The organism is Streptomyces sp. NBC_00654 (genome assembly GCF_026341775.1).
Taxonomy (GTDB): Bacteria; Actinomycetota; Actinomycetes; order Streptomycetales; family Streptomycetaceae; genus Streptomyces.
Genome location: NZ_JAPEOB010000002.1, coordinates 795724 through 819708, shown reverse-complemented (window position 1 = coordinate 819708; position 23985 = coordinate 795724). Strand labels below are relative to the sequence as shown.

Here is a 23985-nt window from a genome sequence, read left to right as displayed (position 1 = left end):
ACACCTCCGCGATCCCCCGTGCAATGTCCTCCTGGGACTAGTGTCGCGTGGGGACATTTTCAGGTGTACGGTGCAACTATGAATCCGGAACGGAAGACCCCGGAGAGGCGCAGCCGCAAGGCCCGCCGGACCCGGGACACGCTGGCGCAGGCCGCCTTCGAGCTCGTGCTCGACCGGGGACTGCGGAACGTGACGGTCGAGGAGATCGCGGAAGCCGCGGACGTCGACCGGCGCACGTTCAGCCGGTACTTCACGAGCAAGGAAGACGCCGTCCTCGACTCCGTACGGGGCGACGGCGACCGGATCAACGACGCCCTGCGGGCCCGCCCCGCCGCCGAGTCACCCCTCACCGCCTACCGGCGCGCCGTGCTCGACTGGCTCGGCGACCCTGTGGCGGAACCCTGGCACCGCCGCTCCCGGATCTTCGAGCTGATGGTCGTCGCCGAGCGGGAACCGACCCTCTACGCGGCCTTCCACCACATCCGGGTGGACGCCCAGGAGGACTCGGTCACCATCCTCGCGGACCGGCTCGGCGTCGATCCCCGGCTGGACATCCGCCCCGCCGTCACGGTCGCCGCGGGGGCGGGCGCGTTGCTCGCGGCCCAGGCGGCCTGGGTACGAGGAGGCCGCCCGGACGCCCTGCCCGAGCTGGTCGTCCAGGCATTCGACGCCCTCACCGAGGACCTGCTCACCCAGCAGCGGGCCGGTGCGGCGTCGCACAGCACCACAGAAGGAAAGGCAGCATCATGAGCACCAGCACCCCCACCGACGCGGAGTTCGCCGGCCGCACGGCCCTCATCACCGGCGGCGCGTCCGGCATCGGCCTCGCCCTGGCCGGGCGGCTCGCCGCGAGCGGAGCGGCGGTCGTCGTCGCCGACTACGACGAGGAAGCCGCCCGCAAGGCCGCCGCCGAGCTGGAGAGCACCGGGGCGAAGGCCGCCGCCGTCGCGATGGACGTGACCGACCCGGCCTCCGTCGAGGCGGCCGTGCGCTTCACCGTCGACACGTTCGGGGCACTGCACCTCGCCGTCAACAACGCGGGTATCGGCGGCCCCAGCAACCCCACCGGTGAGTACGCCGTCGAGGACTGGAACCGCGTCGTGGCCACCAACCTCAGCGGTGTCTTCTACTCCATGCGTTACGAACTGCCCGCCATCGTCGCCGCGGGCGGCGGCGCCGTGGTCAACATGTCCTCGATCCTCGGCACCAACGGCTTCGCCGGTTCGCCCGCGTACGTCGCGGCCAAGCACGGCGTCGTCGGCCTCACCAAGACCGCCGCCCTCGAATACGCCGCCCGGAACGTCCGGATCAACGCCGTCGGCCCCGGCTTCATCGACACCCCCCTGCTGCGCAACACCGAGGGCCCGGCCCGCGACCACCTGATCTCGCTGCACCCGGCCGGCCGCCTCGGCACGGCGGAGGAAGTGGCCGAACTCGCCGCCTTCCTCCTCTCCGACAAGGCCTCCTTCATCCATGGCAGCTACCACCTGGTGGACGGCGGCTACTCCGCCTCGTAGACCGCCCCGAGTGGCGGACCGGGGGCACGGGGGCGAGAAAGAGAACAAGGAAACACCGAGGAGATCCCATGAAAGCCGTTCAGTACCGTGCAGTCGGTTCCGCTCCCGAGGTCGTGACCGTCCCGGATCCCGAGCCCGGCCCCGGGCAGGTGCTGCTGAAGGTCACGGCGGCGGGCGTCTGCCACTCCGACATCGCGGTGATGAGCTGGCCCGCCGACCAGCTCCCCTTCCCGCTTCCCCTCACCCTCGGCCACGAGGGCGTCGGCACGATCGCCGCACTCGGTGACGGCGTCACCGGCTTCGCGACCGGCGATTCCGTCGCCGTCTACGGCCCCTGGGGCTGCGGTACATGCGTGAACTGCGCGGAGGGCAAGGAGAACTACTGCCTGCGCGCCAAGGAGCTCGGCATCACGCCGCCCGGACTCGGTGCCCCCGGCGCCATGGCCGAGTACATGATCGTCGACGACCCGCGCCACCTGGTGCCGATCGGCGACCTCGACCCCGTGAAGACGGTGCCGCTCACGGACGCGGGGCTGACCCCGTACCACGCGATCAAGCGCTCCCTGTCCAAGCTGGTGCCCGGTGCCACCGCCGTGGTCATCGGCACCGGCGGCCTCGGCCACGTCGCGATCCAGCTGCTGCGCGCCATGACCGCGGTGCGCGTGATCGCGCTCGACGTCACCGAGGACAAGCTCGCCCTGGCCCGCACGGTCGGCGCCCACGAAGCCGTACTCTCCGACGGGAACGCGGCGGCCAAGGTGCTCGAACTCACCGGCGGCCTCGGTGCTCAGGTCGTCCTCGACTTCGTCGGCGCCCCGCCCACCGTGAAGACGGCCGGAGCGGTCGCGCGCGTCGACGGTGACGTCACGATCGTCGGTATCGGCGGTGGCGCCCTGCCCGTCGGCTTCGGCACGCTGCCCTACGGCACGACGGTGACCTCCCCGTACTGGGGCTCGCGCAAGGAACTCGTCGAGGTGCTCGACCTCGCCCACGCCGGGGCGGTCGACGTCCATGTGGAGACCTACTCCATCGACGAGGCGCCCCTCGCCTACGAGCGTCTGCACTCCGGCAGGATCAACGGCCGGGCCGTCATCCTTCCCAACGGCTGACCCCAGGCCCCCGACGACTGAGCCCAGGCCCCCCGACGACGGGGCCACGACACGGGCCCCGCCCACACCGGACACGCGGGCCGCCGCAGCACAGCGACGGCCCGCGTTCCCCTGTCCGGTCGCGGCCCCTTCCTGTCCGGTCGGCATGCCGATTCGGGTGCGCCCGGCCCCGTACACGGGCGAGACTGGCCCCATGGAGTTCCTCGCACTGATGACCCTTCCCGGGCTGGTGATCGGGCTGACCGTGCTCGCCTTCGTCGACCAGGTGCTCCTGCGCGCCGGGCGGGCCGGGGTGCTGCCCTGGCGCAACAGCGCCCGGCAGGGCCAGGTCTCGGCGACCGGCTTCGAACAGCTGCACGCGACTTTCTCGCCCGGCAAGCAGAGCGAACTCAAGGAGCGCCGGAGCGCGTTGCTGATCAGGGACGACGAGGAGGACGGCGCCCCGCCGAACAGGACCACCATCGACCTGAACGGAGGCCGGGCGGTCATCCGTCTCCCGAAGGCAGGCTGACCCGTTTATTGCCGAGCAGGCCCGCCCGGCTCTCGCTAGACTCGGACCCATGGGTTCGTACTCGTACTACTTCTTCCGCTGATTCCCGGCCAGGACGCCGCCGCCCGACGCTGAGCGTCGCAGGGTGACCCGCAGGGTCGCCGACGCGTGCCGCAGTCCTCTTCCGCCGTCCGGTATCCATGCCCCGCCGTGCGCTCCCGCGCGCCCTCGCGGGCTTGTCCACAGGGAAGAAGCACCCATGCACCCCCAGCGCGACCGCGCCCAGCTGACATTGAAGGACGTCTCCAAGACCTACGGTGACCGCTCGGTACTCGACCAGGTGACGCTCACGGTCCGCCCCGGCGAGAAGGCCGGCGTCATCGGCGAGAACGGCTCCGGCAAATCCACACTGCTGCGACTGATGGCGGGGGCGGAGACACCGGACAGCGGCGAGATCACCGCCCGGTTCCCCGGCGGCATCGGATACCTCGCCCAGACACTCGTACGCGCCCCCGGCGACACCGTCCAGGACACCGTCGACGCGGCGCTCGCCGAACTGCGTCACCTGGAACGCCGCATCCGTGCGGCGGAGGAGGCGCTGTCCACCGCACCGGAACCCACGGGCGGGGAACTCGCCGCGTACGGGGACCTCCTGACCGCGTACGAGGAACGCGGCGGCTACCAGGCGGACGCCCGCACCGACGCGGCCCTGCACGGTCTCGGGCTGGCACACCTCACCCGCGACCGCCCGGTCTCCACGCTCTCCGGCGGGGAGCAGTCCCGGCTGGCGCTGGCCTGCGTGCTGGCCGCGGCCCCCGAACTGCTGCTGCTCGACGAGCCGACCAACCATCTGGACGTCCGGGCCGTCCACTGGCTGGAGGAGCACCTGCGCGCCCACCGCGGGACCGTCGTGGCCATCACGCACGACCGGGCCTTCCTGGAGCGCGTCACCTCCGTGATCCTGGAGGTCGACCGCGATCTGCGCGGCGTCACCCGGTACGGGGACGGCTGGGACGGCTATCGCACGGCGAAGGCAGCGGCCCGGCGCCGCTGGGTCCAGGAGCACCAGGACTATCTGACGGAACTGGCCCGCATCGAGGAACTGGTGAAGGCGGCCGGGCAGCGGCTCATGGCCACCGGAAAGGACCCGAAGGAGGGGTACGGCAAACACCGCCGCTCGCACGAGGCCAAACTGTCCGGCCAGGTCAGGGCGGCCCGAACCCGCCTCGAAGCACTGCGCCGCTCACCCGTGCCCGCCCCGCCCGCGCCGCTGGCCTTCACCGCCAGGCCGGCCGTCGCCACCGACGCCGGCGGGCACGGGCCGAGGCCTCTGCTCACCCTGGAGTCCGTCGGTGTCGGCGACCGGCTCCACCTGCCCGCCCTGCGGGTGGAACCCGGGCAACGGCTCCTGGTCACCGGGCCCAACGGCGCGGGGAAGTCCACCCTCCTGCGGGTTCTCGCGGGGGATCTCGCCCCGGACACGGGAACGGTCCGGCGCCGGGCCAGGGTCGGCTACCTCCCGCAGGAACTACCCGCCCGGCCGACCCGGCGTTCGCTGCTGGAGACCTTCGCCGCGGGCCGTCCCGGTTTCCCGGACGAGTACGCGCCGGAACTGCTCGGCCTCGGCCTGTTCCGGCCCGAGGACCTGGCCGTTCCCGTCGCCGCGCTCTCCATCGGCCAGCAGCGCAGGCTGGCGCTGGCCCGGCTGGTCACCCGTCCGGCCGATCTGCTGGTCCTGGACGAGCCGACGAACCACATCGCGCTGAGTCTGGTGGAGGAGTTGGAGGAAGCCCTCGCGGAGTACCGCGGGGCCGTCGTCGTGGTCTCGCACGACCGGGGCTTTCGCGCCCGCTTCAGCGGCGACGTGCTGGAACTGCGGGCCGGCCGCCCGGTCAGCGGCCCGCAGGAGGCCGACGGGGCGCGGAACGCCCGACGGGCCCTGGACACACGCGAGACGGCGGACCTGCGGGAAACCGGCTATCCGCCCGTGGAGTCACGCGTCTCGCGGACATGACCGCGCAGGCGGTCGAGGAAGACCCGCTGGCCCGTGACCAGCCGCTCGGCGGCCTGCTCCGGCGCGCACCAGGCGAACCGGTCCATCTCCGGGAACTCCTGCTGCACGCCGGACCCCTTCGGCCACTCCATGGTGAAGGTCCCCGGTACGGCCGTCGCCGGATCCAGCTCCGCCTCCAGCGCCCATACGGTCACCGTCTTGCCGCTCGGCTGCCGCGCGGAGCCGAGCGGTACCCACGCGCCCTCCGGGACCGGTAGCCCCAGTTCCTCCTCGAACTCCCGGCGGGCGGCCGCGGCAGGCTGCTCCTCGGGGCCGTACTCGCCCTTGGGGACCGACCAGGCGGCCGCCTCACGGCGCGCCCAGAACGGGCCGCCCATATGGCCGATCAGCACCTCGAACTCCGGCCCGTCCCCGGTGTCCGTCACCCGGTAGAGGAGAAGGCCCGCGCTGCGCTTGAGCGTCGACATGCCGTCAAGTGTGCGGCCCTCGACGGTGGGCCGCCACGCCGGCGCGGCGCATCTGGGTGATCATGACGGTCATCCGCCCGCCGTGTGGTGTTCCCTCCGATGTCCCCGACGTCCTCTGGTGCCTCCCTGTCCGTGCGGCCATGCTGTCCGCCGTCAGTGCTTTCCGCCCGTGCAACCAGCTTCTTCCCAGGAGGACTTGTGGGCCTTGGCATAGTCGGTACCGCTGTGCGGCCGCTCGTGCTGCTCGCGATGGTGACCGCGATGACGGCCGGGGCACTCGCCCCGGCGGCCGCCGATTCGACCCCCGACCCCCGTCCCCGTGATGCCGCCGAAGTCCTCAGACCCGTCGCCCCGCCCGCCGCGAGCGGCGCGGCCGGCGCGGTCCGCTCCGTGGTGGACGGCGACGGCATCGAGACCGCCCGTACCTCCCGGCCGATCGCTCCCGGTGTCCGCCTCAGCTCGTACGACCGGCTGGAGTCCGACAAGTGGCTGCGGGTGGATGCCCTCTCCGTGGACCTCGGCGGTGACCAGGTGCGCGCCGACTACCTCTCCTCGGGCAAGGTCGCCGACCGGCGCCCGGTCTCCGACCTCGCAGCCCGGCACGATCCGGGACGCGGCCGCCGTACCGTCGCCGCGATCAACGCGGACTTCTTCGACATCAACGAGACCGGTGCTCCGCTCGGTCCCGGTATCAAGGACGGCCGGGCCGTCCACTCCCCGGCGCCGGGCATCCACCGGGCGGTCGGCATCGGCCCGCAGAGCGCGGGCCGGATCCTGGAGCTGTACTTCGAGGGCACGCTGACCCTCCCGTCCGGCGAGCACCCGCTGGCCGCGTTCAACGCCGCCAACGTGCCGGCCCAGGGCGTGGGCGCGTACACCTCGGCCTGGGGCAGCGCGGACCGCGGGCTGACCGTCGACGCGGCCGTCCCGGTCGCGGAAGCCGTCGTACGGGAGGGGAAGGTCGTCTCCGTGTCGGACACCCCCGGCACGGGGCCCGTCCCGGACGGCACCACCGTCCTGGTCGGCCGGGAGGCGGGCGCGGCGCTCGTGACCGCGCTGCGTCCGGGCGACCCGGTCGCACTTGCCCACCGGGCGCGCACGGACGGCGGGCCCGTACCGCGCACGGCGGTCGGCGGCCGGGAACTCCTCGTCGTCGACGGCACCTCCCAGAACCACGACGGCGAGGGCAACAACACCCCGGCGCCCCGTACCGCCGTCGGTTTCTCCAAGGACGGCCGCACCATGCAGGTCGTCACGGTCGACGGCCGGCAGGCCGACAGCGGTGGCGTCACCCTCACCGAGCTCGGCCTGATGATGCGCCGCGCCGGTTCGTACAGCGCCCTCAACCTGGACGGCGGCGGCTCCTCGACGCTCGTCGCCCGCGAGCCCGGCAGCGACACGCTCCAGGTGGAGAACAGCCCGTCCGACGGCAGCGAGCGCACCGTCCCCAACGGCCTCGCCCTCACCGCCCCCGACGGCAGCGGGAGACTGAAGGGCTTCCGGGTGGAGACCCGGACCCCCGCCGGGGCCGCACCGGGCACCGATCCGGTCAGGGGCGGACACCCGGACCGGGTCTTCCCCGGCCTGAGCCGTTCCCTCACCGCGGCCGGTTACGACGAGACGTACGGCCCCGCCGCGGGAGCCCCGCGCTGGGGTACGAGCCCGGCGGCGGGCCGGGTCGACAGCCACGGTCTGTTCACCGCCCGCCGCAGCGGCAGTACCGAGGTGACGGCCCGGCGCGGAGCCGCGCACGGCAGCATCCGGCTGACCGTCCTGGACGAGCTCGCCCGCATCGAGCCGACGACACGGCGCGTCGGCCTCGCGGACGCGAAGGCCACGGGAACGTTCGGCTTCGTCGGGCTGGACGCCCACGGCACCAGTGCCCCCGTCGAGCCGCGCGACATCGAACTCGACTACGACCACACGCTGTTCGACATCCGTGACAACGGACAGGGATCCTTCGAGGTCCGCTCCCGCACCGGCGGCGGAGCCGGCCGGATCACCGCGACCGTCGCGGGCGCCACCACCGTCCTCGCGGCCGGCGTCGGCCTCACCGAACAGGCCGTCGCCGCCTTCGACGACGCCGCGGCCTGGAAGTTCAGCCAGGCGCGCGCCGACGGTTCGCTCGCCGCCACACCGGAGGGCCACACCGGCACCGGACTGAAGCTCACCTACGACTTCACCCGGTCCACCGCGACCCGCGCCGCCTACGCCACCCCGCCCGCGCCGGTCGCCGTACCCGGACAGCCCCAGTCGTTCCGGCTGTGGGTCAAGGGCGACGGCAAGAGCGCCTGGCCGACCCTGCACCTCAAGGACGCGGCGGGCTCCGACCAGTTGCTGCGCGGCCCGTACATCACCTGGACCGGGTGGCGGCAGATCACCTTCGCCGTCCCGCAGGGCGTCGCGATGCCGCTGAGCGTGCACCGGTTCTATCTGGCCGAGACGGCGGCCGCCCGGCAGTACACCGGCGGGATCGTCATCGACGACCTGACGGCGCAGGTCCCGCCGACCGTGGACCTGCCCGCACAGCCGGTGCCGTCCGACCCGCTGATCGACCCGGCCGCGACGACCGAGCGCCGGGACTGGCAGTTCGCGGTGATGTCGGACGCCCAGTTCGTCGCCCGTGACCCGGACAGCGCGATCGTCGACCGGGCCCGCCGCACCCTGCGCGAGATCAGGGCCGCGCGGCCCGACTTCCTCGTCGTCAACGGAGACCTGGTGGACGAGGGCTCGCCCGCCGACCTCGCCTTCGCACGGAAGATCCTGACCGAGGAGCTCGGCGATGCCGTGCCCTGGTACTACGTACCGGGCAATCACGAGGTGATGGGCGGCCGCATCGACAACTTCGTGACCGAATTCGGGCCCGCCCAGCGGACGTTCGACCACAAGGGCACCCGGGTCATCACCCTCGACACCTCCAGCCTCAGCCTGCGCGGCGGAGGCTTCGCCCAGATCAGGCAGCTCCGGGAGCAGCTCGACGCGGCCGCCCGGGACCGCCGGATCGGTTCGGTCATGGTGATCGAGCACGTCCCGCCGCGCGACCCCACCCCGCAGCAGGGCAGCAGGCTCGGCGACCGCAAGGAAGCCGCCCTGGTCGAGCAGTGGCTCGCCGGCTTCCGCCGTACGACGGGCAAGGGCGCGGCCTTCATCGGCGGCCATGTGGGGGTCTTCCACGCCTCGCACGTCGACGGAGTCCCGTACCTGATCAACGGGAACTCCGGCAAGGCCCCGGCGGGTCCCGCCGGGGAGGGCGGATTCACGGGCTGGTCCCTCATCGGCGCCGACCGGGTCCAGGCCGGTGAACAGGCGGCGGCCCGCAACAACCCGTGGCGGGGCGGCCCCGACTGGGTCTCCGTCCAGACCCGGGCGCACGTCGACTCCCTCGTCCTCGACGCACCGACGGTGATCCGCCCGGGGGAGCGTACGAAGGTGGGCGCGAGCGTCGTCCAGGGGGCGCGCTCCGTACCCGTGGCCTTCCCGCTCAGCGCGGACTGGACGGGTTCGCCGAACGTGTACGTCGGTGACCCGGACGACGCCCGGCGACGCCATGCGGCCGTCCTCGACCCGGTCACCGGCGTCCTCACGGCGCTGCGGCCCGGCACCGTCACACTTGCGGTGACGGTCAACGGCACGACGCGGCGGGCCCGCGTCGAGATCGCGGCAGCGGTGGGGGCAGCGGTGGGGGCGGCGGTCCCGGCCGCCTGACACCCGGCCGGCCCCGGTCCCGCGTCCACCCAGGTGGACGCGGGACCGGGGCGTACCCCGGGGCGTCCAGGGCCGGCCCCGAGTCGGGCTGGTCCGGGGCCGCTCCATGTCGGCCCCGGGTCCGTTCCGGGCCGTCCGCCCCCGTCCGGATCAGGCCCCGGGCAACGGCCTCAGGCCTTGCGGTATCCGTACGCCTCCGAGGCCGCGGCCTCCACCGCCGCCAGATCCCCGCCCGCCGACGCGGTGACCAGAGCGGCCACGGCCCCCTCGACGAACGGCGCGTCGACCAGACGTGCCCCGGCCGGCAGCTCGTCGCCCTCGGCGAGCATCGACTTCACCGTCAGCACCGCGCTGCCAAGATCGACCAGCACCGCGATCCCGGCCCCGCGGTCGACCGACTCGGCGGCGCGGGCGATCAGTTCGGCGCTGGTCCCGAACCCCCCGTCGGGCAGACCACCGGCCGCGGCGACGGGTGCGGTGGCACCCCCCGCCGCGAGCCCCCGTGCCAGCTCGGCGACGGACTCGGCCACCGGCCCGCTGTGCGAGACCAGGACGATCCCGACCTGCTCGCGCGCACTCATGCGCCGCTCCCGTCCGTCATCCCGCCGGCCCCGGTGTTTGCGGTGCTCTCCCCGGCCCCGGCCGGCTCTTCGGCCTCGACCAGCGCGGCGACCAGCAGCGCGGACGAGGCGGCCCCCGGATCCTCGTGCCCGATGCTGCGCGCGCCGAGATAGCTGGCCCGCCCCTTGCGCGCCTGGAGGGGAACCGTGGCCAGCGCACCGGCCCGCGCCGCGTCCCCGGCCGCCCGGAACGACGAACCCAGGGCGTCGGCGGCGGGCAGCAGCGCGTCGAGCATCGTCTTGTCCCCGGCCTGCGCCCCGCCGAGCTGCCCCACTGCCGCGACCCCCGCGGCGAAGGCCTCGGCCAGTTGCCCCGGCGTCACCTCGGCGGACTCGCCCAGGGCCTTGCCCGTACGGCGCAGCAGCGTTCCGTACAGCGGCCCGGACGCACCGCCCACGGTGGAGATCAGCTGTCGTCCGGCGAGGGTCAGTACGGCTCCAGGCGTCGAGGGGGCGTCCTTGGCCAGGACCGCCGTCACCGCGGTGAAGCCGCGCTGGAGATTGCTGCCGTGGTCGGCGTCACCGATCGCCGAGTCCAGTTCGGTCAGACGGTCCGCCTCACGGTCCACGGCAGCCGCTACGGCGGCCATCCAACGGCGGAAGAAGTCGGTGTCGAGCACAAGGTCTCCTGTTCCTCGGTCCGGTCCGGCGCGGGGGATCCCGGCGCTGTGCGCGCAGCGGACGGGCGGGGCGGGCGGTACGGGTGAGAGCGGGGCGGTCGGTACGCGGGGCGCCGGGGCTCAGCAGCCCCAGCGGAGCGCGGCAGTCCGCACGGGCGCGTCCCAGAGCCGCAGCAGCTCCTCGTCGACCTGACACAGCGTCACCGAGCAGCCCGCCATGTCGAGCGAGGTCACGTAGTTCCCCACGAGCGTACGGGCCACGGGGACACCTCGCCCGGAGAGCACCCGCTGCACCTCGGCAGTGAACCCGTACAGCTCCAGCAGCCCGGTCGCCCCCATACCGTTCACGAGCACCAGCACCGGGCCGGTGGGCCGAAGGTCGTCCAGCACGGCGTGCACCGCGAAGTCGGCGATCTCCCCGGAGGTCATCATGGGGCGCCGTTCCCGGCCGGGTTCGCCGTGAATGCCGATGCCCAACTCCAGCTCACCCGGGGGAAGATCGAAGGTGGGACTGCCCTTCGCCGGAGTGGTGACCGAACTCAGTGCCACCCCGAAGCTCCGGGACCGCGCGTTCACCTGCCGCGCCACCTCGGTCACCCGCTCCAGCGACGCGCCCTCGTCGGCGGCGGCCCCGGCGATCTTCTCGACGAACAGCGTCGCCCCCGTGCCCCGCCGCCCGGCCGTGAACGTACTGTCGCTCACCGCCACGTCGTCATCGACGAGAACCTGGGCGACCCGTACGCCCTCGTCCTCGGCGAGTTCGGCGGCCATCTCGAAGTTCAGCACGTCACCGGTGTAGTTCTTGACGATGAAGAGGACCCCGGCCCCGCTGTCGACCGCGGCGGCGGCCCGTACCATCTGATCCGGTACGGGCGAGGTGAACACCTCCCCGGGACAGGCGGCGGAGAGCATCCCCGGCCCGACGAACCCGGCGTGCAACGGCTCGTGCCCGGACCCGCCGCCGGACACGAGCCCGACCTTCCCGGCCACGGGGGCGTCGCGACGCACGACCACCCGGTTGTCGACATCGACGGTCAGCTCGGGGTGCGCGGCGGCCATGCCCCGGAGCGCGTCGTCGACCACGGTCTCCGGGACGTTGATGAGCATTTTCATGTCTGTCTCCTCGTGAACCTGGCAGAGGTCTGACGAAGTGCGCCGTTCCTGCTGAGCACGGTAGTGACGTGTACGGACGTGGACGCCGACCGCTGACACGGGCGGTCCATGACCGGCCGGTCTTCGGGCCGCCCGCCGGGCAGTCGCTCTCCACCGTAGACCCGGGCGTGCGGGAGCGTGCTCATGGCGGTGTCGCTCAGGGGACCCGGGCCTCTGCCCGCCCACGAGTCCCGAAGGTGATCCCCGGAGTGTTCGGGGAGTGATTTTCGGCCAGTGGGTCCGTCACCACGGCCGGGCGCAGGGTGATTCCGTGCACCGCGGCCGCACCTTGACGGGTCTCCGTCAAGGCAGGCATCCGCCAGGGCGGAACGGTCGACACGCGAGTTGCCGCCGCGAAAACTCTGTGCAGCACCCGGAACCACCCATTCACCGGGTGCGTGGAGGAGAAGCCATCCATGACCAGATCATCCGCGAGACGGAGGACCAGGCTGCTGGCGGCGGGGCTGTCGCTCGTCCTGCTTCCGGCCGGGCAGGCCGTCGCGGCCGGGGCATCGGGCGCGGCGGGGGCGGGCACCGACCGTGCCGCATCGCCCGTCCGTGCACCCGGCACCGCGCGAACCGTCACCCTGATCACCGGTGACCAGGTGACCGTGACCGACCTCGGGGCGGGCCGGAAGGCGGTCGCCGTGGAGCGCCCCGAGGGCGCGACCGGAGCGGTTCGCAGCGAGATATCGGACGGCCGGATCACCGTCGTACCCGACGAGGTCCGGCCCTACCTCCGGGCGGGCGTCCTCGACGCCGGACTCTTCGACGTCACGGCTCTGATCGAGCAGGGGTTCGGCGACGCGTCGTCCGGTGGCCTCCCGCTCATCGTGACGTATGCGAAGAACGCCCGGAGTACGACACCGCACGGAGCCCGCCAGGTCCGTGGGCTGCCGAGCATAGGCGGTGCGGCCCTGGAGGCATCGAAGTCCGGGGAGTTCTGGCGCACGGTCGCACCGGAAGCCGGCTCCGCCGTACGCGGAGCGACTTCAGGCCGCGCGCGTCTGTCGGGAGGCGTCGAGAAGATCTGGCTGGACGCACGCGTCGACGCCGCGATGGAGGCCAGTAACGCCCAGATCGGCACCCCCGCCGCCTGGGAGGACGGGCTGACCGGCAAAGGTGTCAAGGTCGCCGTCCTCGACACGGGCGCGGACCTGACCCATCCCGACCTCAAGGACCGGGTGAGCGAGACCAGGAGCTTCATCGACGGCCAGGAGGTCGCCGACCGGCACGGCCACGGCACCCATGTCTCCTCCACCGTCGGCGGCAGCGGTGCCGCGTCCGACGGCAAGGAGAAGGGAGTCGCGCCCGGCGCCACGCTCGCCGTCGGCAAGGTTCTCAACAACGAGGGTTCCGGATTCGATTCACAGATCATCGCCGGGATGGAATGGGCGGCCAAGGACGTCCACGCCAAGATCATCTCCATGAGCCTCGGATCGCGGGAGGGCAGCGACGGCACCGACCCGATGGCCCAGGCGGTGAACGCCCTCTCCAAGGACACGGGCGCCCTGTTCGTGATCGCGGCCGGCAACGCCGGCTCACCCGGCAGCATCGGTTCCCCCGGCGCGGCCGACTCCGCGCTGACGATCGGCGCGGTCGACTCCGCCGACAGGCGTGCGGCGTTCTCCAGCCAGGGCCCGCGCTTCGGCGACAACGCGCTGAAGCCCGACCTGTCCGCGCCGGGCGTGGACATCCTCGCGGCCCGCTCGCAGCTCGTGAGCGGCAGTGGCCCGTACACATCGATGAGTGGCACGTCCATGGCCACCCCGCACGTCGCGGGCGTGGCGGCGCTGCTCGCCGAGAAGCACCCCGACTGGAGCGGACAGCAGCTCAAGGACGGGCTGATGAGCACGTCCGAGCAGATCGGCGGTACGTCGTACGAGGTGGGCGCGGGCCGCGTGGACGTCCCGTCCGCGATCGCCGCGCAGATCACCGCGACCGGCAGCGCCGACCTCGGCTTCACCAGCTGGCCCTACGAGATGAACCAGCCGGTCACGAAGACGCTGACCTACACCAACGGATCCGACCGGCCGGTCACCCTGGCGCTGTCCGCCGAGGGCGCTCCCGACGGCGTGATCACGCTCGCGGACCGCACCCTCACCGTTCCGGCACACGGCACCGCGCGGACCACCGTCACCGGTGACGGTACCGCCGCGCCCGTCGGCTCCACCTCCGGACGGATCGTCGCCATGGAAGGCGACACGACGGTGGCGCACACGGCCTTCGGCCTGACCAAGGAGGAAGAGCGCTACACGCTCACCGTCCACGTCAAGGACCGCGACGGCGCGGCGTCCGCCGCAAACCTGACCTTGAAGAGGCTGGCCGAGGACGAGTCGGCCTTCCCGGCCGCGGTCGGCCAGTCCGGCACGCTCGAACTGCGCCTGCGGCCCGGCACGTACTCCCTGTCCAGCTTCCTCGATGTGCGCGGCAGCGGGGGCGGGGACTCGCTCGGCCTCGGGTTTCTCGCCGAGCCCGAGGTCACCATGGACCGGGACCGCGAAGTCACCCTCGACGGGGCGAAGTTGCGGGAGATACGCGCCGAGGTGGACCGGCGGACAGAGACCCGTCAGCTGCTGATGAGGTACAACCGGGCCGCGAACGGCACGTCCCTCACGGGGACCGTGCAGGTCCCGCCGATGTACGACAGCGTCTTCGCCGCGCCGACCCGTAAGCCCGGCACGGGCACCTTCGAGTACCGGACCGTCTGGCGGCTCGGCAAGCCGCAACTCGATGTCGCAGCAGGCGGCAAGCGGCTCGGTGAGGCCACAGTGCAGTACGGATCGGACCAGTTCACCGGGCGGAAGCGGATGTCCCTGGTGGACGCGGGCGCCGGAAGCCCCGCCGACTACGCCGGGAAGGACGTGACGGGCAAGGCGGTCGTCGTGCGCCGCACCGACGGGCTCCCGACCACTGAACTGGCCCGGAACGCGCAGGACGCGGGCGCCAAGGCCCTGTTCGTCACCGACGAGGTTCCCGGGCGGCTGATGGCCGACTTCAGCGTGCCCGGCGGTACGACCCGTCCGCTGTACAGCGCGACGGTGAACGCTGAGGACGGGGCGGCGCTGATCGAGGCCGCCCGGCTCGGCCGGGGCGTGGAACTGACTGGTACCGAGTTCACGCCGTATGTCTACGACCTCAGTGAGGGATACCCGGGGGCGATCCCCACCGATCTCACGTACCGGCCGGGCAGGAGCGAACTGGCCGTGGTCAACAACAAGTTCCATGCGCCGAAGCCCGCCGACGGCGGCGAGTTCCGCTACTCGATCACCGACAGCTTCCCCGTCGGCATCGGATTCCAGGAGAGGATCGCGTTCCCCGCGGAGCGCACCGACTACGTCAGCGTCGGTGCCGGCCAGGGCTGGCACGAGTCCATGTCCAGCGGTCCGGGCGCCCTTGAGCAGCGCAGCGGCGTCGTGCACTACCGCGGCGGCGCGCGCTCAGGGACCGACTGGTTCAAGCCGGTCTGGCACCCATGGCTGGGTACCGGTCTCGGCTGGGGCCAGCGGCGCGCGGGCAACAACCTGGAGTTCAACACGCCGGGCTGGGGCGACTCCGGACCGGACCACACCGGCTTCGGTTACGTGTTCAACCAGAGCTCGATGACCCAGTTCACCGAGGTGTACGTGGACGGGGTACGGGTCGACCGGAAGCAGAGCTCGGGGGTGCACGCCTGGAACGTCGAGCCGACCGAGCAGGACTTCAAGGTGGTCACCGACACCACCCTGGACCCGGGCGTCTGGCGGATCTCCACGAAGGGCCACTCCGAATGGACCTTCAAGTCGTCCGCCACGCCCGCCGACCGGTGGACGTATCTGCCGGTGCTCAACCTCGGATTCGACGTCGACACCGACCTGCACGGTGATGTGAGGGCCGGGAAGCGGCTGGATCTCGGGATCTTCTCCGAGTACATCAAGGGTGCGACGGACACCGGGAGGATCACCGGCTCCGCTCTGGAGGTCTCCTTCGACGACGGCGCGACGTGGACGTCCGTCGAACTCGACGGCGTACGCGGTGAGTCCGCCGCCTGGGCCGGCTCCGTACGGGTGCCGCGCGACGCGCGGTACATCTCCGTGCGGGCCTCGGCCGCCGACGACAGGGGTGGCGAGGTCAAGCAGGAGATCATCCGCGCGGTCGGCGTGCGGAAGTGACCGACCGGGTGGGAGCCGCACGGTCGGCGGCCCGGCTCCCACCCGAACGGCTGCTGTCAGCGGGGCCGGTGGTGTGACCCGAAGGTGTTCCCGCCCACCCCGGGAGCCTGACCGAGTGCCCGTGTCACCTGTCCGGGCCACGAGGCGGTCCGTTTCCGGTGATGGTCCCGGTGACGCACCGGACGTGCGGCACCGGGACCGACACCAACAGGGGCCGGGGAGTGCGGGGTCCCGTGCGGGTGGTCCGAGTTGCCCGGACCACGAAGATGGCTGTCTTGTGAGAGGGGACGAATGCATCCATATGCCTTCCCCGCTGTGTGCATGCCGGAGGGGAGGCCGGACCTGGGCGACGGAGAAACGGCATGGCGAAGAAGAAGTTCATGGCCGAGGCGGTACGGCTGGCCAAGGAGTCGGTGGTGAACGGCTGGGGCGGGCCGTTCGGCGCGGTGGTCACCCGGAACGGTGAGATCATCGCCCGCGGCCAGAACCGGGTCCTGCTGACCGGTGACCCCACCGCGCACGGTGAGGTGGAGGCCATCCGCAAGGCGATCCAGGTGCTCAACCCGGAGGCTCCGACCATCGCGGTGAAGTACCGGAACAAGAGCACGCTGAAGCTCATCCGCCGTGAGCCCGAGTCGCCCGACCGGGTGCCCAGGCGGGCCCGGATGCTCAAGGGCTGCGAGATCTACACCAGCGGCCAGCCGTGTCCGATGTGCATGAGCGCCATCTACTGGTCACGGTTCGACGCCGTCTACTTCAGCCGCGACCTGAAGGCCACCGAGGAGATCGGCTTCAGCGACGAGTACCAGTACGAGGACTTCAAGAAGCCGATCGGCGAGCGGAGCATCCGTATGGTGCAGAGCTTCCCGGAGCTCGGCAGAAGCGCGTACGACGCGTGGCGGAACAGGCCCGAAAAGCACCCCTACTGAGGCGGATCCGCCGGCCTCCGCCCTCCGGACGCCTTCCAGGGACCGGCTACGGGACACGCTTTAGGATGGGCGCCACGACACGAGGAACGCAGGGGGCCACCACATGACGTCTGATCCTTCCGGACCGGATGAGGCCGGGCGGGCCGCGGGACTGGTGGCGGCGCAGGAGAAGGCCGTCGCGCTGTTCGCCGAGGTGGAGGCGCGCGGACTGGTCGCGCCCGGTGCAGGGGAGCGCGAGGCGAGCGACCGCATCCGGGACCTGGCCAACGACATGTTCGGCACCACCAAGCACTGGCACAAGCGGATCATCCGCTCCGGGCCGAACACGCTGCTCCCCTACAGGGACAACCCGCCCGACCGCGTCATCGGCGAGGACGACGTGGCCTTCGCCGACTTCGGCCCGATCTTCGAGGAGTACGAGGCGGACTTCGGCCGCAGCTATGTCTTCGGCGACGATCCGGACAAGCGCCGGCTGCTGGTGGATCTGCCCCGCGTGTTCGACGCGGGGCGCGCGGTGTTCGCGGGGGATCCGGACATCACCGGCCGGCAGCTGTACACCGAGGTCGAGCGGCTGGCGGAAGAGGCCGGCTGGGAGATCGGCATCTGGCACTCCGGGCATCTCGTGGGGGAGTTCCCGCACGAGACGAACGACGGTGCCAAGGCGCGGTCCTACATCACCCCGGACAACACGGCACCGCTGCGGGGTACCGACCGTGCGGGGCGGGTCCGCCACTGGATTCTGGAGCTGCACTTCGTGGACAGACGACGTGGATTCGGCGGCTTCTACGAACAGCTGCTGGACCTGGCCTGACCGCCGCGCGGCCGGAGGCGGGGAAGGGGGCCGGGCCCAGCACCCGGCCCGAACGCCGGCCGGGTGTGCCGCCGGTGCTCGGGCCGGCCCGGCGGCCCGGGGGTCCGTGCCCCCGAGGGCCGCGGAACCCCGGCTCCGGCCCCGTCGCACCTCAGAGGGCCCACCAGCAGTACAGCCGGTGACCGGCCGACCGTGCCCGACCGGCCAGTTCCGCCAGCTGGACCGCCACTTGGGCCGCGGTCTCGGAGGGTATGCCCGAGGCGAGCAGCTCATCCGTACCGGCCCAGGTGCCGGCCGCTTCGCGCAGGGAGTCGTGGGTGGCCGAGGCCAGCGCCTCCTGAAGGGTGTCGGACACGCTCACGATGAACGCGCTTTCCGCTTCGGGGGACGAAAGCAGCTTCCCGGAGCGGGGATGTCCGACCGCCTCGTCATAGGTGCGGCCCGTCAGGATCGACTCCAGCCGCGGCATCACCACGACCGGGTCGATCCCTTTCAGCGACACCACGTCGAAGACCGAAGGATCCGGTCCACCTGGTTCGTCGAGAACGCTGACGGCCGCGTCGTCATCGGAGGCCGAGAAATAGTCACACATCACCATGCCGTGATCCTCGCACCCAGGACTGACAGTCCCCGGACCGCCCGGACCGCCCGGACCGCCCGGACCGCCCGGACCGCCCGGACCGCCCTGACCGCCCGGACCATGCGCCGCGTCTGGGCACCGTTTGAATGATCAAAGTGGCATGGGGTTACCATATGAGCGCCGCCTAGCTCGAAAGATAAACCTGTGACTGTCAATGACGACTCGTTCACCAACTGGAAGACCCGCGAGGAGATCGCGGAGTCGATGATCCCGATCATCGGGAAGCTGCACCGGGAGCAGGACGTCACCGTCCTCCTCCACAGCCGCTCCTTGGTGAACAAGTCGGTGGTCAGCATCCTCAAGACGCACCGGTTCGCCCGGCAGATCGCCGGTGAGGAGCTCTCGGTCACCGAGACGCTGCCGTTCCTCCAGGCCCTCACCACGCTCGATCTCGGCCCTTCGCAGATCGACATCGGCATGCTCGCCGCGACGTACCGGGCCGACGGGCGCGGGCTCTCGGTGGCGGAGTTCACCGCCGAGGTCGTCGCCGGCGCCACGGGTGACAACAAGATCGACCGCCGTGAGCCGCGCGATGTCGTCCTCTACGGATTCGGACGCATCGGCCGTCTCCTCGCCCGTCTGCTCATCGAGAAGACCGGCTCCGGCAACGGTCTGAGGCTGCGGGCCATCGTCGTCCGCAGGGGTGTCGGCCAGGACATCGTCAAGCGCGCCTCGCTGCTGCGCCGCGACTCCATCCACGGCCAGTTCCACGGCACGATCACCGTTGACGAGGCGAACAGCACGATCGTCGCCAATGGCAACGAGATCAAGGTGATCTACTCCGACGACCCGACAGCGGTCGACTACACGGCGTACGGCATCAAGGACGCCATCCTCATCGACAACACCGGCAAGTGGCGCGACCGCGAGGGCCTGTCGAAGCACCTGCGCCCCGGTATCGCCAAGGTCGTCCTGACCGCGCCGGGCAAGGGCGACGTCCCCAACATCGTCCACGGCGTCAACCACGACACGATCAAGCCGGACGAGCAGATCATCTCCTGCGCCTCGTGCACCACCAACGCAATCGTGCCGCCGCTGAAGGCGATGGCGGACGAGTACGGCGTCCTGCGCGGACATGTGGAGACCATCCACTCGTACACCAATGACCAGAACCTTCTGGACAACTACCACTCGGGCGACCGCCGTGGCCGCTCGGCGGCGCTCAACATGGTCATCACCGAGACCGGCGCCGCCTCCGCCGTGGCCAAGGCGCTGCCCGCGCTCAAGGCGCCGATCACCGGCAGTTCGATCCGCGTCCCCGTGCCGGATGTCTCGATCGCGATCCTGAGCCTGCGGCTGGCGCGCGAGACCACCCGCGAGGAGGTCCTCGACCACCTCCGCGATGTCTCGCTCACCTCGCCGCTCAAGCGCCAGATCGACTTCATCAGCGCCCCCGACGCGGTTTCCAGCGACTTCATCGGCTCGCGCCACGCCTCGATCGTCGACGCGGGCGCCACCAAGGTCGATGGCGACAACGCGATCCTCTACCTGTGGTACGACAACGAGTTCGGCTACTCCTGCCAGGTCATCCGGGTCGTCCAGCACGTCTCCGGCGTGGAGTACCCGACCTACCCGGCCCCGGCGGTCTGATCCCGGCCGGCCGGTCCGATTCACCGTCCGGACAGGAGTCTCCTGTCCGGACGAGCGGGCGCGGCGGTGGTGGTGCGGCAAGGATTCCGAGAGGTGTCCGGTTGCCGCCCCGCCACCGCCGCGCCCGTGGTCGTTTCCCCTGACTGAACAGCCTCGTGAACATTCGTGGGACCGGATGGGGGCGGACATGCTCGCCCCTTCCGCCGATGGGTCCAACACGGACTTGGCGAGGTGGGCCGGTCATCCGGAACGCCCCTGGCACAACAGCACTTTGGAAGATGTGGCACCCCCGGGACGCAGCTACTTTGCTAAGTGACGGAAAGTGAAGGAAATACCTTCCGGCATGAAATGTGAAGATCGCCAAGGGTGAGTACCGCGAGGTCACCGAGGCACGGTGGCGGACCTTCCTGTCACTGCTCGGCGCCGTGACCGTGCCGATGGATTCTGGGGGTAGGGATGCGTCAATTCGCTGTGCGGGCCGAGCGCGGAACGGTCGGCTTCTTACCGGTGCGGGCCCTGATCGGCACGGGTGTCACGGCCACGTGGTCCCGGCAGGCGCGCGTCGGTCTGAGGCTGATCGCCCCCGAGGACCCCGCGTGTGCCGCGAACGAGGACGACGGGAGCCCCGCCGAACGGATTCGGCGCCACGGGGCGGGACGGTTCCCGCACCGGGACCGGGTGGTCCACAGCCTCCGGGAGATCGCGCTGGCGTGGCTCGGCCAGGTGGGCCCCTGCCGTGTCGACGTGGTCGACGCGGACCTGCTCGACGAGGGGAGCCGGCTGTTCTTCGCGATCCTCGACGAACTGGGGGAGGGGATGATCACGCTCCGCCGGCCGGCGGACCCCGGCACGGGCCCGGAGGACCTGATTCCCACGGCCGCCAGCCCCCGCGAACGGCACATCGAGCTCCTCGCGTCCTCGGCGGGCCGGCTGAGCGGGGAGGAGGCGGACTTCCTGTACCGCCAGGCGGTCGGCTACCTGGGCACCGGCGACGGCTGGACCGCGGAGCGCATCCTGCGCACGGTCCAGCGGCACCGCCCGACCCCCGCCGGCCGGGCCAAACTGCAGGTTGCCCGCGCCATGCTCGGCCACCCCCCGGGCGGGGGCCACCCTTCCGGGAGCCAGGTGCCGGTGCGGCGTCCGGCCGGTGCCGACCCGGCCGTACGCGGACCGCTCCGGCTGACCGCGGGATGGGAGCTGCTGGAGCGCTGGTCGCGCACGGCCTGCCAGATCCACCGGAACGCCGTGCACAAGGCGCTCTTCGCCATTGCCGACAGATCGGTTTTCCGGGCGTACGAGACCGACGATGTCCCCGGCCGGCCGCTGGAGTTTTCCGTCAGGGTGAGGGACGGGCTCGTTCTCAAGATCCGCATTCGCGACCTGGACACCTTCGAGATCACCCATGTCGGTGCCGAAGGCGAGGCATCCGGAAGGGAGGGGGGAACTCTCCGGGCGGCTTGAAACGTTCCCCTTCGGGCCGGTGTCGAATCCCCAACACCGGCCCGCACAACCGTGCTTGACAGGGTGCAGGGCCTGTGAAAATGTCGTGGGCACTTGCGACACCTGGCTTCCTTTTCGAGAAATCGGGGAGATTTTGATGGCGCCACTGGAAGTGTCCGGAATAGACGTTTCCTCGCGGGTCCGGGCCCGTGACATTCAGATGGCGGGCGTCGCAGACATACGCCGTCATGTGCTGATGATTTCCGGTGCAATTGACACCGTCGACCACGATGTCTCCGTCTGTGTGAATCTCCCCGAGCCGGGTCGCTGGCAGATCATCAAGTCCGAGACCAACCTGACGGACCGTACGTGGGTGGCCATGCAGGCGGCCACCGACGAGGACTCCGTGTTCGTCGACGACGCCGACACCCTGGTGATGTCGCGCCAGTTCTCCAAGTCCTTCATCACCCCCGATCAGCGCCGGCTCACGTTCTACGGCGGCGAAGTGCGCCCCGGCGAAGCCGTGGTGAAGATGTATTCCCTGGAGACCACGGGCCGACGGCCCACCTACGCGTACTCCCGGTACAGCCCGATCGCCACGGACAGCCCGGAGACCAGCGCCAGGACGCTGGAGCAGCTGGTCGCCGAGGGAATGCCCCAACGTCCGGTCATCGAGGTCATCGTCCCGGTGACGGTCATCGGGTGATCACCTTCGTCCCCGAGCCCCACCTGCTGGACTCGCCCCGGGGGCGCGACTGGCTGCCCGCCCCGTACAGCACGCCCACCGCCCCGCCACCCGCCGAGGCGGACGTGGTCATCGTCGGTGCCGGCCCCGCGGGACTCGCCGTCGCCTCCGCGCTCTGGCACCTCGGCGTGCGCGATGTCGCCCTTCTCGACCGGGAAGGGCGGCCGTGCGGCCGCTTCTTCGACCGCGTCGACGTTCTGGGGCAGCGGGTCCTGCGCTCGCCCTACGAGCACCACCCCGGAGTCGAGGGCTACCGCGACTGCGAACTGCTCGACTTCGCCCGGCTCCACTGGTCGCGGCTCACGCCCGTCGAGCGCCGCGAGATCCGTATGGCCCAGGCGGGGCACCGCTCCGTCGTGCCCGTCGATGTCTTCGAGGCCTACTGCGAGCACGTCGCCTCGCTGCACCATGTGGACCGGCGCACCTGGCGGGCCTCCGTCCGCGAAGTCCGGCCCACCGCGGACGGTGTCACCGTCCGCGGCGACGGTTTCGCGGTCACCGCCCCGTACACGGTCCTGTGCCTCGGTGAGGAGCGCCGCCCCGCGCCCTTCGACTGGTGGGACGGCGAGGCCACTCCCCGCAACGTCAGCTACTGGGACGAGCCGGTGCCCCAGGACGCCCAGCGCCTGGTCGTCATCGGTTCCGGTCTCAGCGCGGCCCACCTCATCACCAACGCCCTCAACGACGGAAAGCGCGTGCACTGGGTCCTGCGTGCTCCCCAAGAGCGCTATCAATGCGCCGACGTCAACGCGTCGTTCTTCCGTGCCGAGGGCCGGGCACGTTTCGACGGGACGAGCTGGGAGGACCGCCGGATCCTGATGGGCGGACAGCGCCGGGCGTCGGTCATGTTCGAGTTCCGCCCCCTGCTGCAACGCGCCGAGGCCGACGGCCGGCTGACCGTTCACCGGGGCCGTTCCGTCACCGCCGTGGCACCCGGACGGGCCGGCCGCGCCGCCGTCCGGCTCTCCGGCGGTGCGGAGGTCATCGGCGACCATGTCGTGCTGGCCCTCGGCACCACCGTCTCCAACGGTGAACAGCTCCTGCCCCGCGGCATTCCCTCGCCCCGCGACGGCTGGCCCGACCTGGACGAGCGGACCCTGGCCTACCGCAACGCCCCCCGGGTGTTCGCCGTGGGCGCGGCGGCCGGGATGGTGCTGGGCCCGGCCGCCCGCAACATCGACGGCCACCGTGTCGCGACCGCCCGGGTGGCCACCGCCGTCGCCGCCCGCCTGGAGGCGTCCGCGGGCCTGCGGCGCACCGAGGACAGAGTGGCCGCCCGTGTCTGACCGCGACAGCCTCGGACACCGCGGCGCCCACGAGCACACCGAGTACCGCGACGGCCGCGACCGTCACGGGGACGACTACGATCCCCGGTTCTCCCTGTCCTCGGTCGATGACCCCGCGCTCACCGAGACGGGCGTCATGCTGATGGGCCTGGACGCCGAACGGCTCCTGGCGGGCCTCGGCATGGCCGCCCTCATGGACGATCCCGCCCAGGTGGCCCTGGCCGTCGACCGGGTCCGGCACGGTGTCACCGCCCTCCCCGGTTTCGACGGCCTCCTCGAAACCGGGGTCCGCCGCTGGCGCTCCGCCCGTGTTGCCCTCGCCGCCGCCGGCTCAGGGCCACCGGCACCCGCCTCGCTCCGCAGGGCCTGGGACGAGACGCTGCGCATGCTCGGGTACTGCGACCTCGGCGACGCGGGCTCCGCCACCACCGCCCACCTCGCCGCCTGCTGGCTCCGCCAGGAGGAGATCGACCGGTGCGCCCGCCGCCCGGCATCCGCAGGGAGCTGACCGTCCGATGTCCTATCTGCGCTCCCAGTCCGCCGACGCCGCCCTGTTCGATGCCGAGGGGCTCGGGATCTCCACCGACCCCGGCTACTTCCCCACCTCCGCCGCCCGGCTCCACCAGCACGGCTACGAGGCCCTCAGCCGCACGCCCCCCGCCTGAGCGCCCGCTCGCCGGACACCGGCCGAATCTCCCG

Annotated in this window: 20 protein-coding genes; 15 read left to right on the top strand and 5 right to left on the bottom strand. The window is 71.7% G+C overall.

Going from position 1 to position 23985, the window contains the following annotated elements; genetic code table 11:
• The first annotated feature begins 78 nt into the window (after positions 1 to 78).
• The 5 genes from OHA98_RS23865 to abc-f all read left to right on the top strand — a co-directional run bounded on the left by OHA98_RS23865 (position 79) and on the right by abc-f (position 5130).
• Positions 79 to 750, top strand: a complete 672-nt coding sequence (locus tag OHA98_RS23865) for a TetR family transcriptional regulator (protein ID WP_266928785.1) — start codon at positions 79 to 81, stop codon at positions 748 to 750.
• Positions 747 to 1517 carry an SDR family NAD(P)-dependent oxidoreductase gene (locus OHA98_RS23860; RefSeq protein ID WP_266928784.1) on the top strand — a complete coding sequence of 257 codons (771 nt, stop codon included), beginning with the start codon at positions 747 to 749 and terminating at the stop codon, positions 1515 to 1517. Before OHA98_RS23865 ends, OHA98_RS23860 begins: the two co-directional genes overlap by 4 nt.
• A 68-nt stretch (positions 1518 to 1585) precedes the next feature.
• A complete protein-coding gene (locus OHA98_RS23855; RefSeq protein ID WP_266928783.1) occupies positions 1586 to 2626 on the top strand; it encodes an NAD(P)-dependent alcohol dehydrogenase in 1041 nt (346 codons plus the stop codon).
• A gap of 193 nt (positions 2627 to 2819) precedes the next feature.
• Entirely contained in the window at positions 2820 to 3137 is a 318-nt protein-coding gene (locus OHA98_RS23850) for a DUF6191 domain-containing protein (protein WP_266928782.1), read from the top strand.
• A 238-nt stretch (positions 3138 to 3375) separates the two neighbouring features.
• Positions 3376 to 5130: a ribosomal protection-like ABC-F family protein gene (abc-f, locus tag OHA98_RS23845; protein ID WP_266928781.1), complete on the top strand. Its 1755-nt coding sequence runs from the start codon at positions 3376 to 3378 to the stop codon at positions 5128 to 5130.
• Here the strand turns inward: abc-f and OHA98_RS23840 are convergent.
• Positions 5094 to 5597, bottom strand: a complete 504-nt coding sequence (locus OHA98_RS23840) for an NUDIX domain-containing protein (RefSeq protein WP_266928780.1) — start codon at positions 5595 to 5597, stop codon at positions 5094 to 5096. The genes abc-f and OHA98_RS23840 overlap by 37 nt on opposite strands.
• 249 nt (positions 5598 to 5846) lie before the next feature.
• Between OHA98_RS23840 and OHA98_RS23835 the strand changes: the two genes are divergently transcribed.
• The gene (locus OHA98_RS23835) at positions 5847 to 9302 is read left to right on the top strand and encodes a phosphodiester glycosidase family protein (RefSeq protein WP_266930873.1); all 3456 of its coding nucleotides are present in this window, start codon (positions 5847 to 5849) and stop codon (positions 9300 to 9302) included.
• A gap of 170 nt (positions 9303 to 9472) precedes the next feature.
• On the opposite strand, the gene OHA98_RS23830 is transcribed toward OHA98_RS23835, so the two are convergent.
• The 3 genes from OHA98_RS23830 to dhaK form a co-directional block, all read right to left on the bottom strand.
• On the bottom strand, positions 9473 to 9883 hold the full coding sequence (locus tag OHA98_RS23830; RefSeq protein WP_266928779.1) for a PTS-dependent dihydroxyacetone kinase phosphotransferase subunit DhaM: 411 nt from the start codon (positions 9881 to 9883) through the stop codon (positions 9473 to 9475).
• Positions 9880 to 10542 (bottom strand): dihydroxyacetone kinase subunit DhaL, encoded by a 663-nt coding sequence (gene dhaL / locus OHA98_RS23825; RefSeq protein WP_266928778.1) that lies wholly within the window; start codon positions 10540 to 10542, stop codon positions 9880 to 9882. The genes OHA98_RS23830 and dhaL overlap by 4 nt, the downstream gene beginning before the upstream one ends.
• Before the next feature lie 120 nt (positions 10543 to 10662).
• The gene (gene dhaK / locus OHA98_RS23820; protein ID WP_266928777.1) at positions 10663 to 11655 is read right to left on the bottom strand and encodes a dihydroxyacetone kinase subunit DhaK; all 993 of its coding nucleotides are present in this window, start codon (positions 11653 to 11655) and stop codon (positions 10663 to 10665) included.
• A gap of 455 nt (positions 11656 to 12110) precedes the next feature.
• On the opposite strand from dhaK, the gene OHA98_RS23815 reads away from it, so the two are divergent.
• The 3 genes from OHA98_RS23815 (at position 12111) to OHA98_RS23805 (ending at position 17585) form a co-directional block, all read left to right on the top strand.
• Positions 12111 to 15845, top strand: a complete 3735-nt coding sequence (locus OHA98_RS23815; RefSeq protein WP_266928776.1) for a S8 family serine peptidase — start codon at positions 12111 to 12113, stop codon at positions 15843 to 15845.
• A 362-nt stretch (positions 15846 to 16207) separates the two neighbouring features.
• Positions 16208 to 16774 (top strand): nucleoside deaminase, encoded by a 567-nt coding sequence (locus tag OHA98_RS23810; protein WP_266928775.1) that lies wholly within the window; start codon positions 16208 to 16210, stop codon positions 16772 to 16774.
• A 103-nt stretch (positions 16775 to 16877) separates the two neighbouring features.
• Positions 16878 to 17585: a M24 family metallopeptidase gene (locus OHA98_RS23805; protein WP_266928774.1), complete on the top strand. Its 708-nt coding sequence runs from the start codon at positions 16878 to 16880 to the stop codon at positions 17583 to 17585.
• 151 nt (positions 17586 to 17736) lie between these two features.
• Here OHA98_RS23805 and OHA98_RS23800 read toward each other — a convergent pair whose 3' ends face one another.
• The gene (locus OHA98_RS23800) at positions 17737 to 18183 is read right to left on the bottom strand and encodes a hypothetical protein (RefSeq protein WP_266928773.1); all 447 of its coding nucleotides are present in this window, start codon (positions 18181 to 18183) and stop codon (positions 17737 to 17739) included.
• 186 nt (positions 18184 to 18369) lie between these two features.
• Between OHA98_RS23800 and OHA98_RS23795 the strand changes: the two genes are divergently transcribed.
• The 6 genes from OHA98_RS23795 (at position 18370) to OHA98_RS23770 (ending at position 23951) form a co-directional block, all read left to right on the top strand.
• Positions 18370 to 19815, top strand: a complete 1446-nt coding sequence (locus OHA98_RS23795) for a glyceraldehyde-3-phosphate dehydrogenase (protein ID WP_266928772.1) — start codon at positions 18370 to 18372, stop codon at positions 19813 to 19815.
• Between the two features lie 456 nt (positions 19816 to 20271).
• Positions 20272 to 21276: a DUF6235 family protein gene (locus tag OHA98_RS23790; RefSeq protein WP_266928771.1), complete on the top strand. Its 1005-nt coding sequence runs from the start codon at positions 20272 to 20274 to the stop codon at positions 21274 to 21276.
• 235 nt (positions 21277 to 21511) lie between these two features.
• A complete protein-coding gene (locus OHA98_RS23785; RefSeq protein ID WP_266928770.1) occupies positions 21512 to 21961 on the top strand; it encodes a DUF6423 family protein in 450 nt (149 codons plus the stop codon).
• Positions 21958 to 23286: an FAD-dependent oxidoreductase gene (locus OHA98_RS23780; RefSeq protein WP_266928769.1), complete on the top strand. Its 1329-nt coding sequence runs from the start codon at positions 21958 to 21960 to the stop codon at positions 23284 to 23286. Before OHA98_RS23785 ends, OHA98_RS23780 begins: the two co-directional genes overlap by 4 nt.
• A complete protein-coding gene (locus tag OHA98_RS23775) occupies positions 23279 to 23794 on the top strand; it encodes a DUF6187 family protein (protein ID WP_266928768.1) in 516 nt (171 codons plus the stop codon). The genes OHA98_RS23780 and OHA98_RS23775 overlap by 8 nt, the downstream gene beginning before the upstream one ends.
• Before the next feature lie 7 nt (positions 23795 to 23801).
• Positions 23802 to 23951 (top strand): hypothetical protein, encoded by a 150-nt coding sequence (locus tag OHA98_RS23770; RefSeq protein WP_266928767.1) that lies wholly within the window; start codon positions 23802 to 23804, stop codon positions 23949 to 23951.
• The last annotated feature ends 34 nt before the right edge of the window (positions 23952 to 23985 follow it).

What these genes read in the sequence shown, in the direction of transcription:
- OHA98_RS23865 (WP_266928785.1), top strand. Translation starts at nt 79, where the DNA reads ATGAATCCGGAACGGAAGACCCCGGAGAGGCGCAGCCGCAAGGCCCGC.
- OHA98_RS23860 (WP_266928784.1), top strand. Translation starts at nt 747, where the DNA reads ATGAGCACCAGCACCCCCACCGACGCGGAGTTCGCCGGCCGCACGGCC.
- OHA98_RS23855 (WP_266928783.1), top strand. Translation starts at nt 1,586, where the DNA reads ATGAAAGCCGTTCAGTACCGTGCAGTCGGTTCCGCTCCCGAGGTCGTG.
- OHA98_RS23850 (WP_266928782.1), top strand. Translation starts at nt 2,820, where the DNA reads ATGGAGTTCCTCGCACTGATGACCCTTCCCGGGCTGGTGATCGGGCTG.
- abc-f (WP_266928781.1), top strand. Translation starts at nt 3,376, where the DNA reads ATGCACCCCCAGCGCGACCGCGCCCAGCTGACATTGAAGGACGTCTCC.
- OHA98_RS23840 (WP_266928780.1), bottom strand. Translation starts at nt 5,597, where the DNA reads ATGTCGACGCTCAAGCGCAGCGCGGGCCTTCTCCTCTACCGGGTGACG.
- OHA98_RS23835 (WP_266930873.1), top strand. Translation starts at nt 5,847, where the DNA reads ATGGTGACCGCGATGACGGCCGGGGCACTCGCCCCGGCGGCCGCCGAT.
- OHA98_RS23830 (WP_266928779.1), bottom strand. Translation starts at nt 9,883, where the DNA reads ATGAGTGCGCGCGAGCAGGTCGGGATCGTCCTGGTCTCGCACAGCGGG.
- dhaK (WP_266928777.1), bottom strand. Translation starts at nt 11,655, where the DNA reads ATGAAAATGCTCATCAACGTCCCGGAGACCGTGGTCGACGACGCGCTC.
- OHA98_RS23815 (WP_266928776.1), top strand. Translation starts at nt 12,111, where the DNA reads ATGACCAGATCATCCGCGAGACGGAGGACCAGGCTGCTGGCGGCGGGG.
- OHA98_RS23810 (WP_266928775.1), top strand. Translation starts at nt 16,208, where the DNA reads ATGGCGAAGAAGAAGTTCATGGCCGAGGCGGTACGGCTGGCCAAGGAG.
- OHA98_RS23805 (WP_266928774.1), top strand. Translation starts at nt 16,878, where the DNA reads ATGACGTCTGATCCTTCCGGACCGGATGAGGCCGGGCGGGCCGCGGGA.
- OHA98_RS23800 (WP_266928773.1), bottom strand. Translation starts at nt 18,183, where the DNA reads ATGGTGATGTGTGACTATTTCTCGGCCTCCGATGACGACGCGGCCGTC.
- OHA98_RS23790 (WP_266928771.1), top strand. Translation starts at nt 20,272, where the DNA reads ATGCGTCAATTCGCTGTGCGGGCCGAGCGCGGAACGGTCGGCTTCTTA.
- OHA98_RS23785 (WP_266928770.1), top strand. Translation starts at nt 21,512, where the DNA reads ATGATTTCCGGTGCAATTGACACCGTCGACCACGATGTCTCCGTCTGT.
- OHA98_RS23770 (WP_266928767.1), top strand. Translation starts at nt 23,802, where the DNA reads ATGTCCTATCTGCGCTCCCAGTCCGCCGACGCCGCCCTGTTCGATGCC.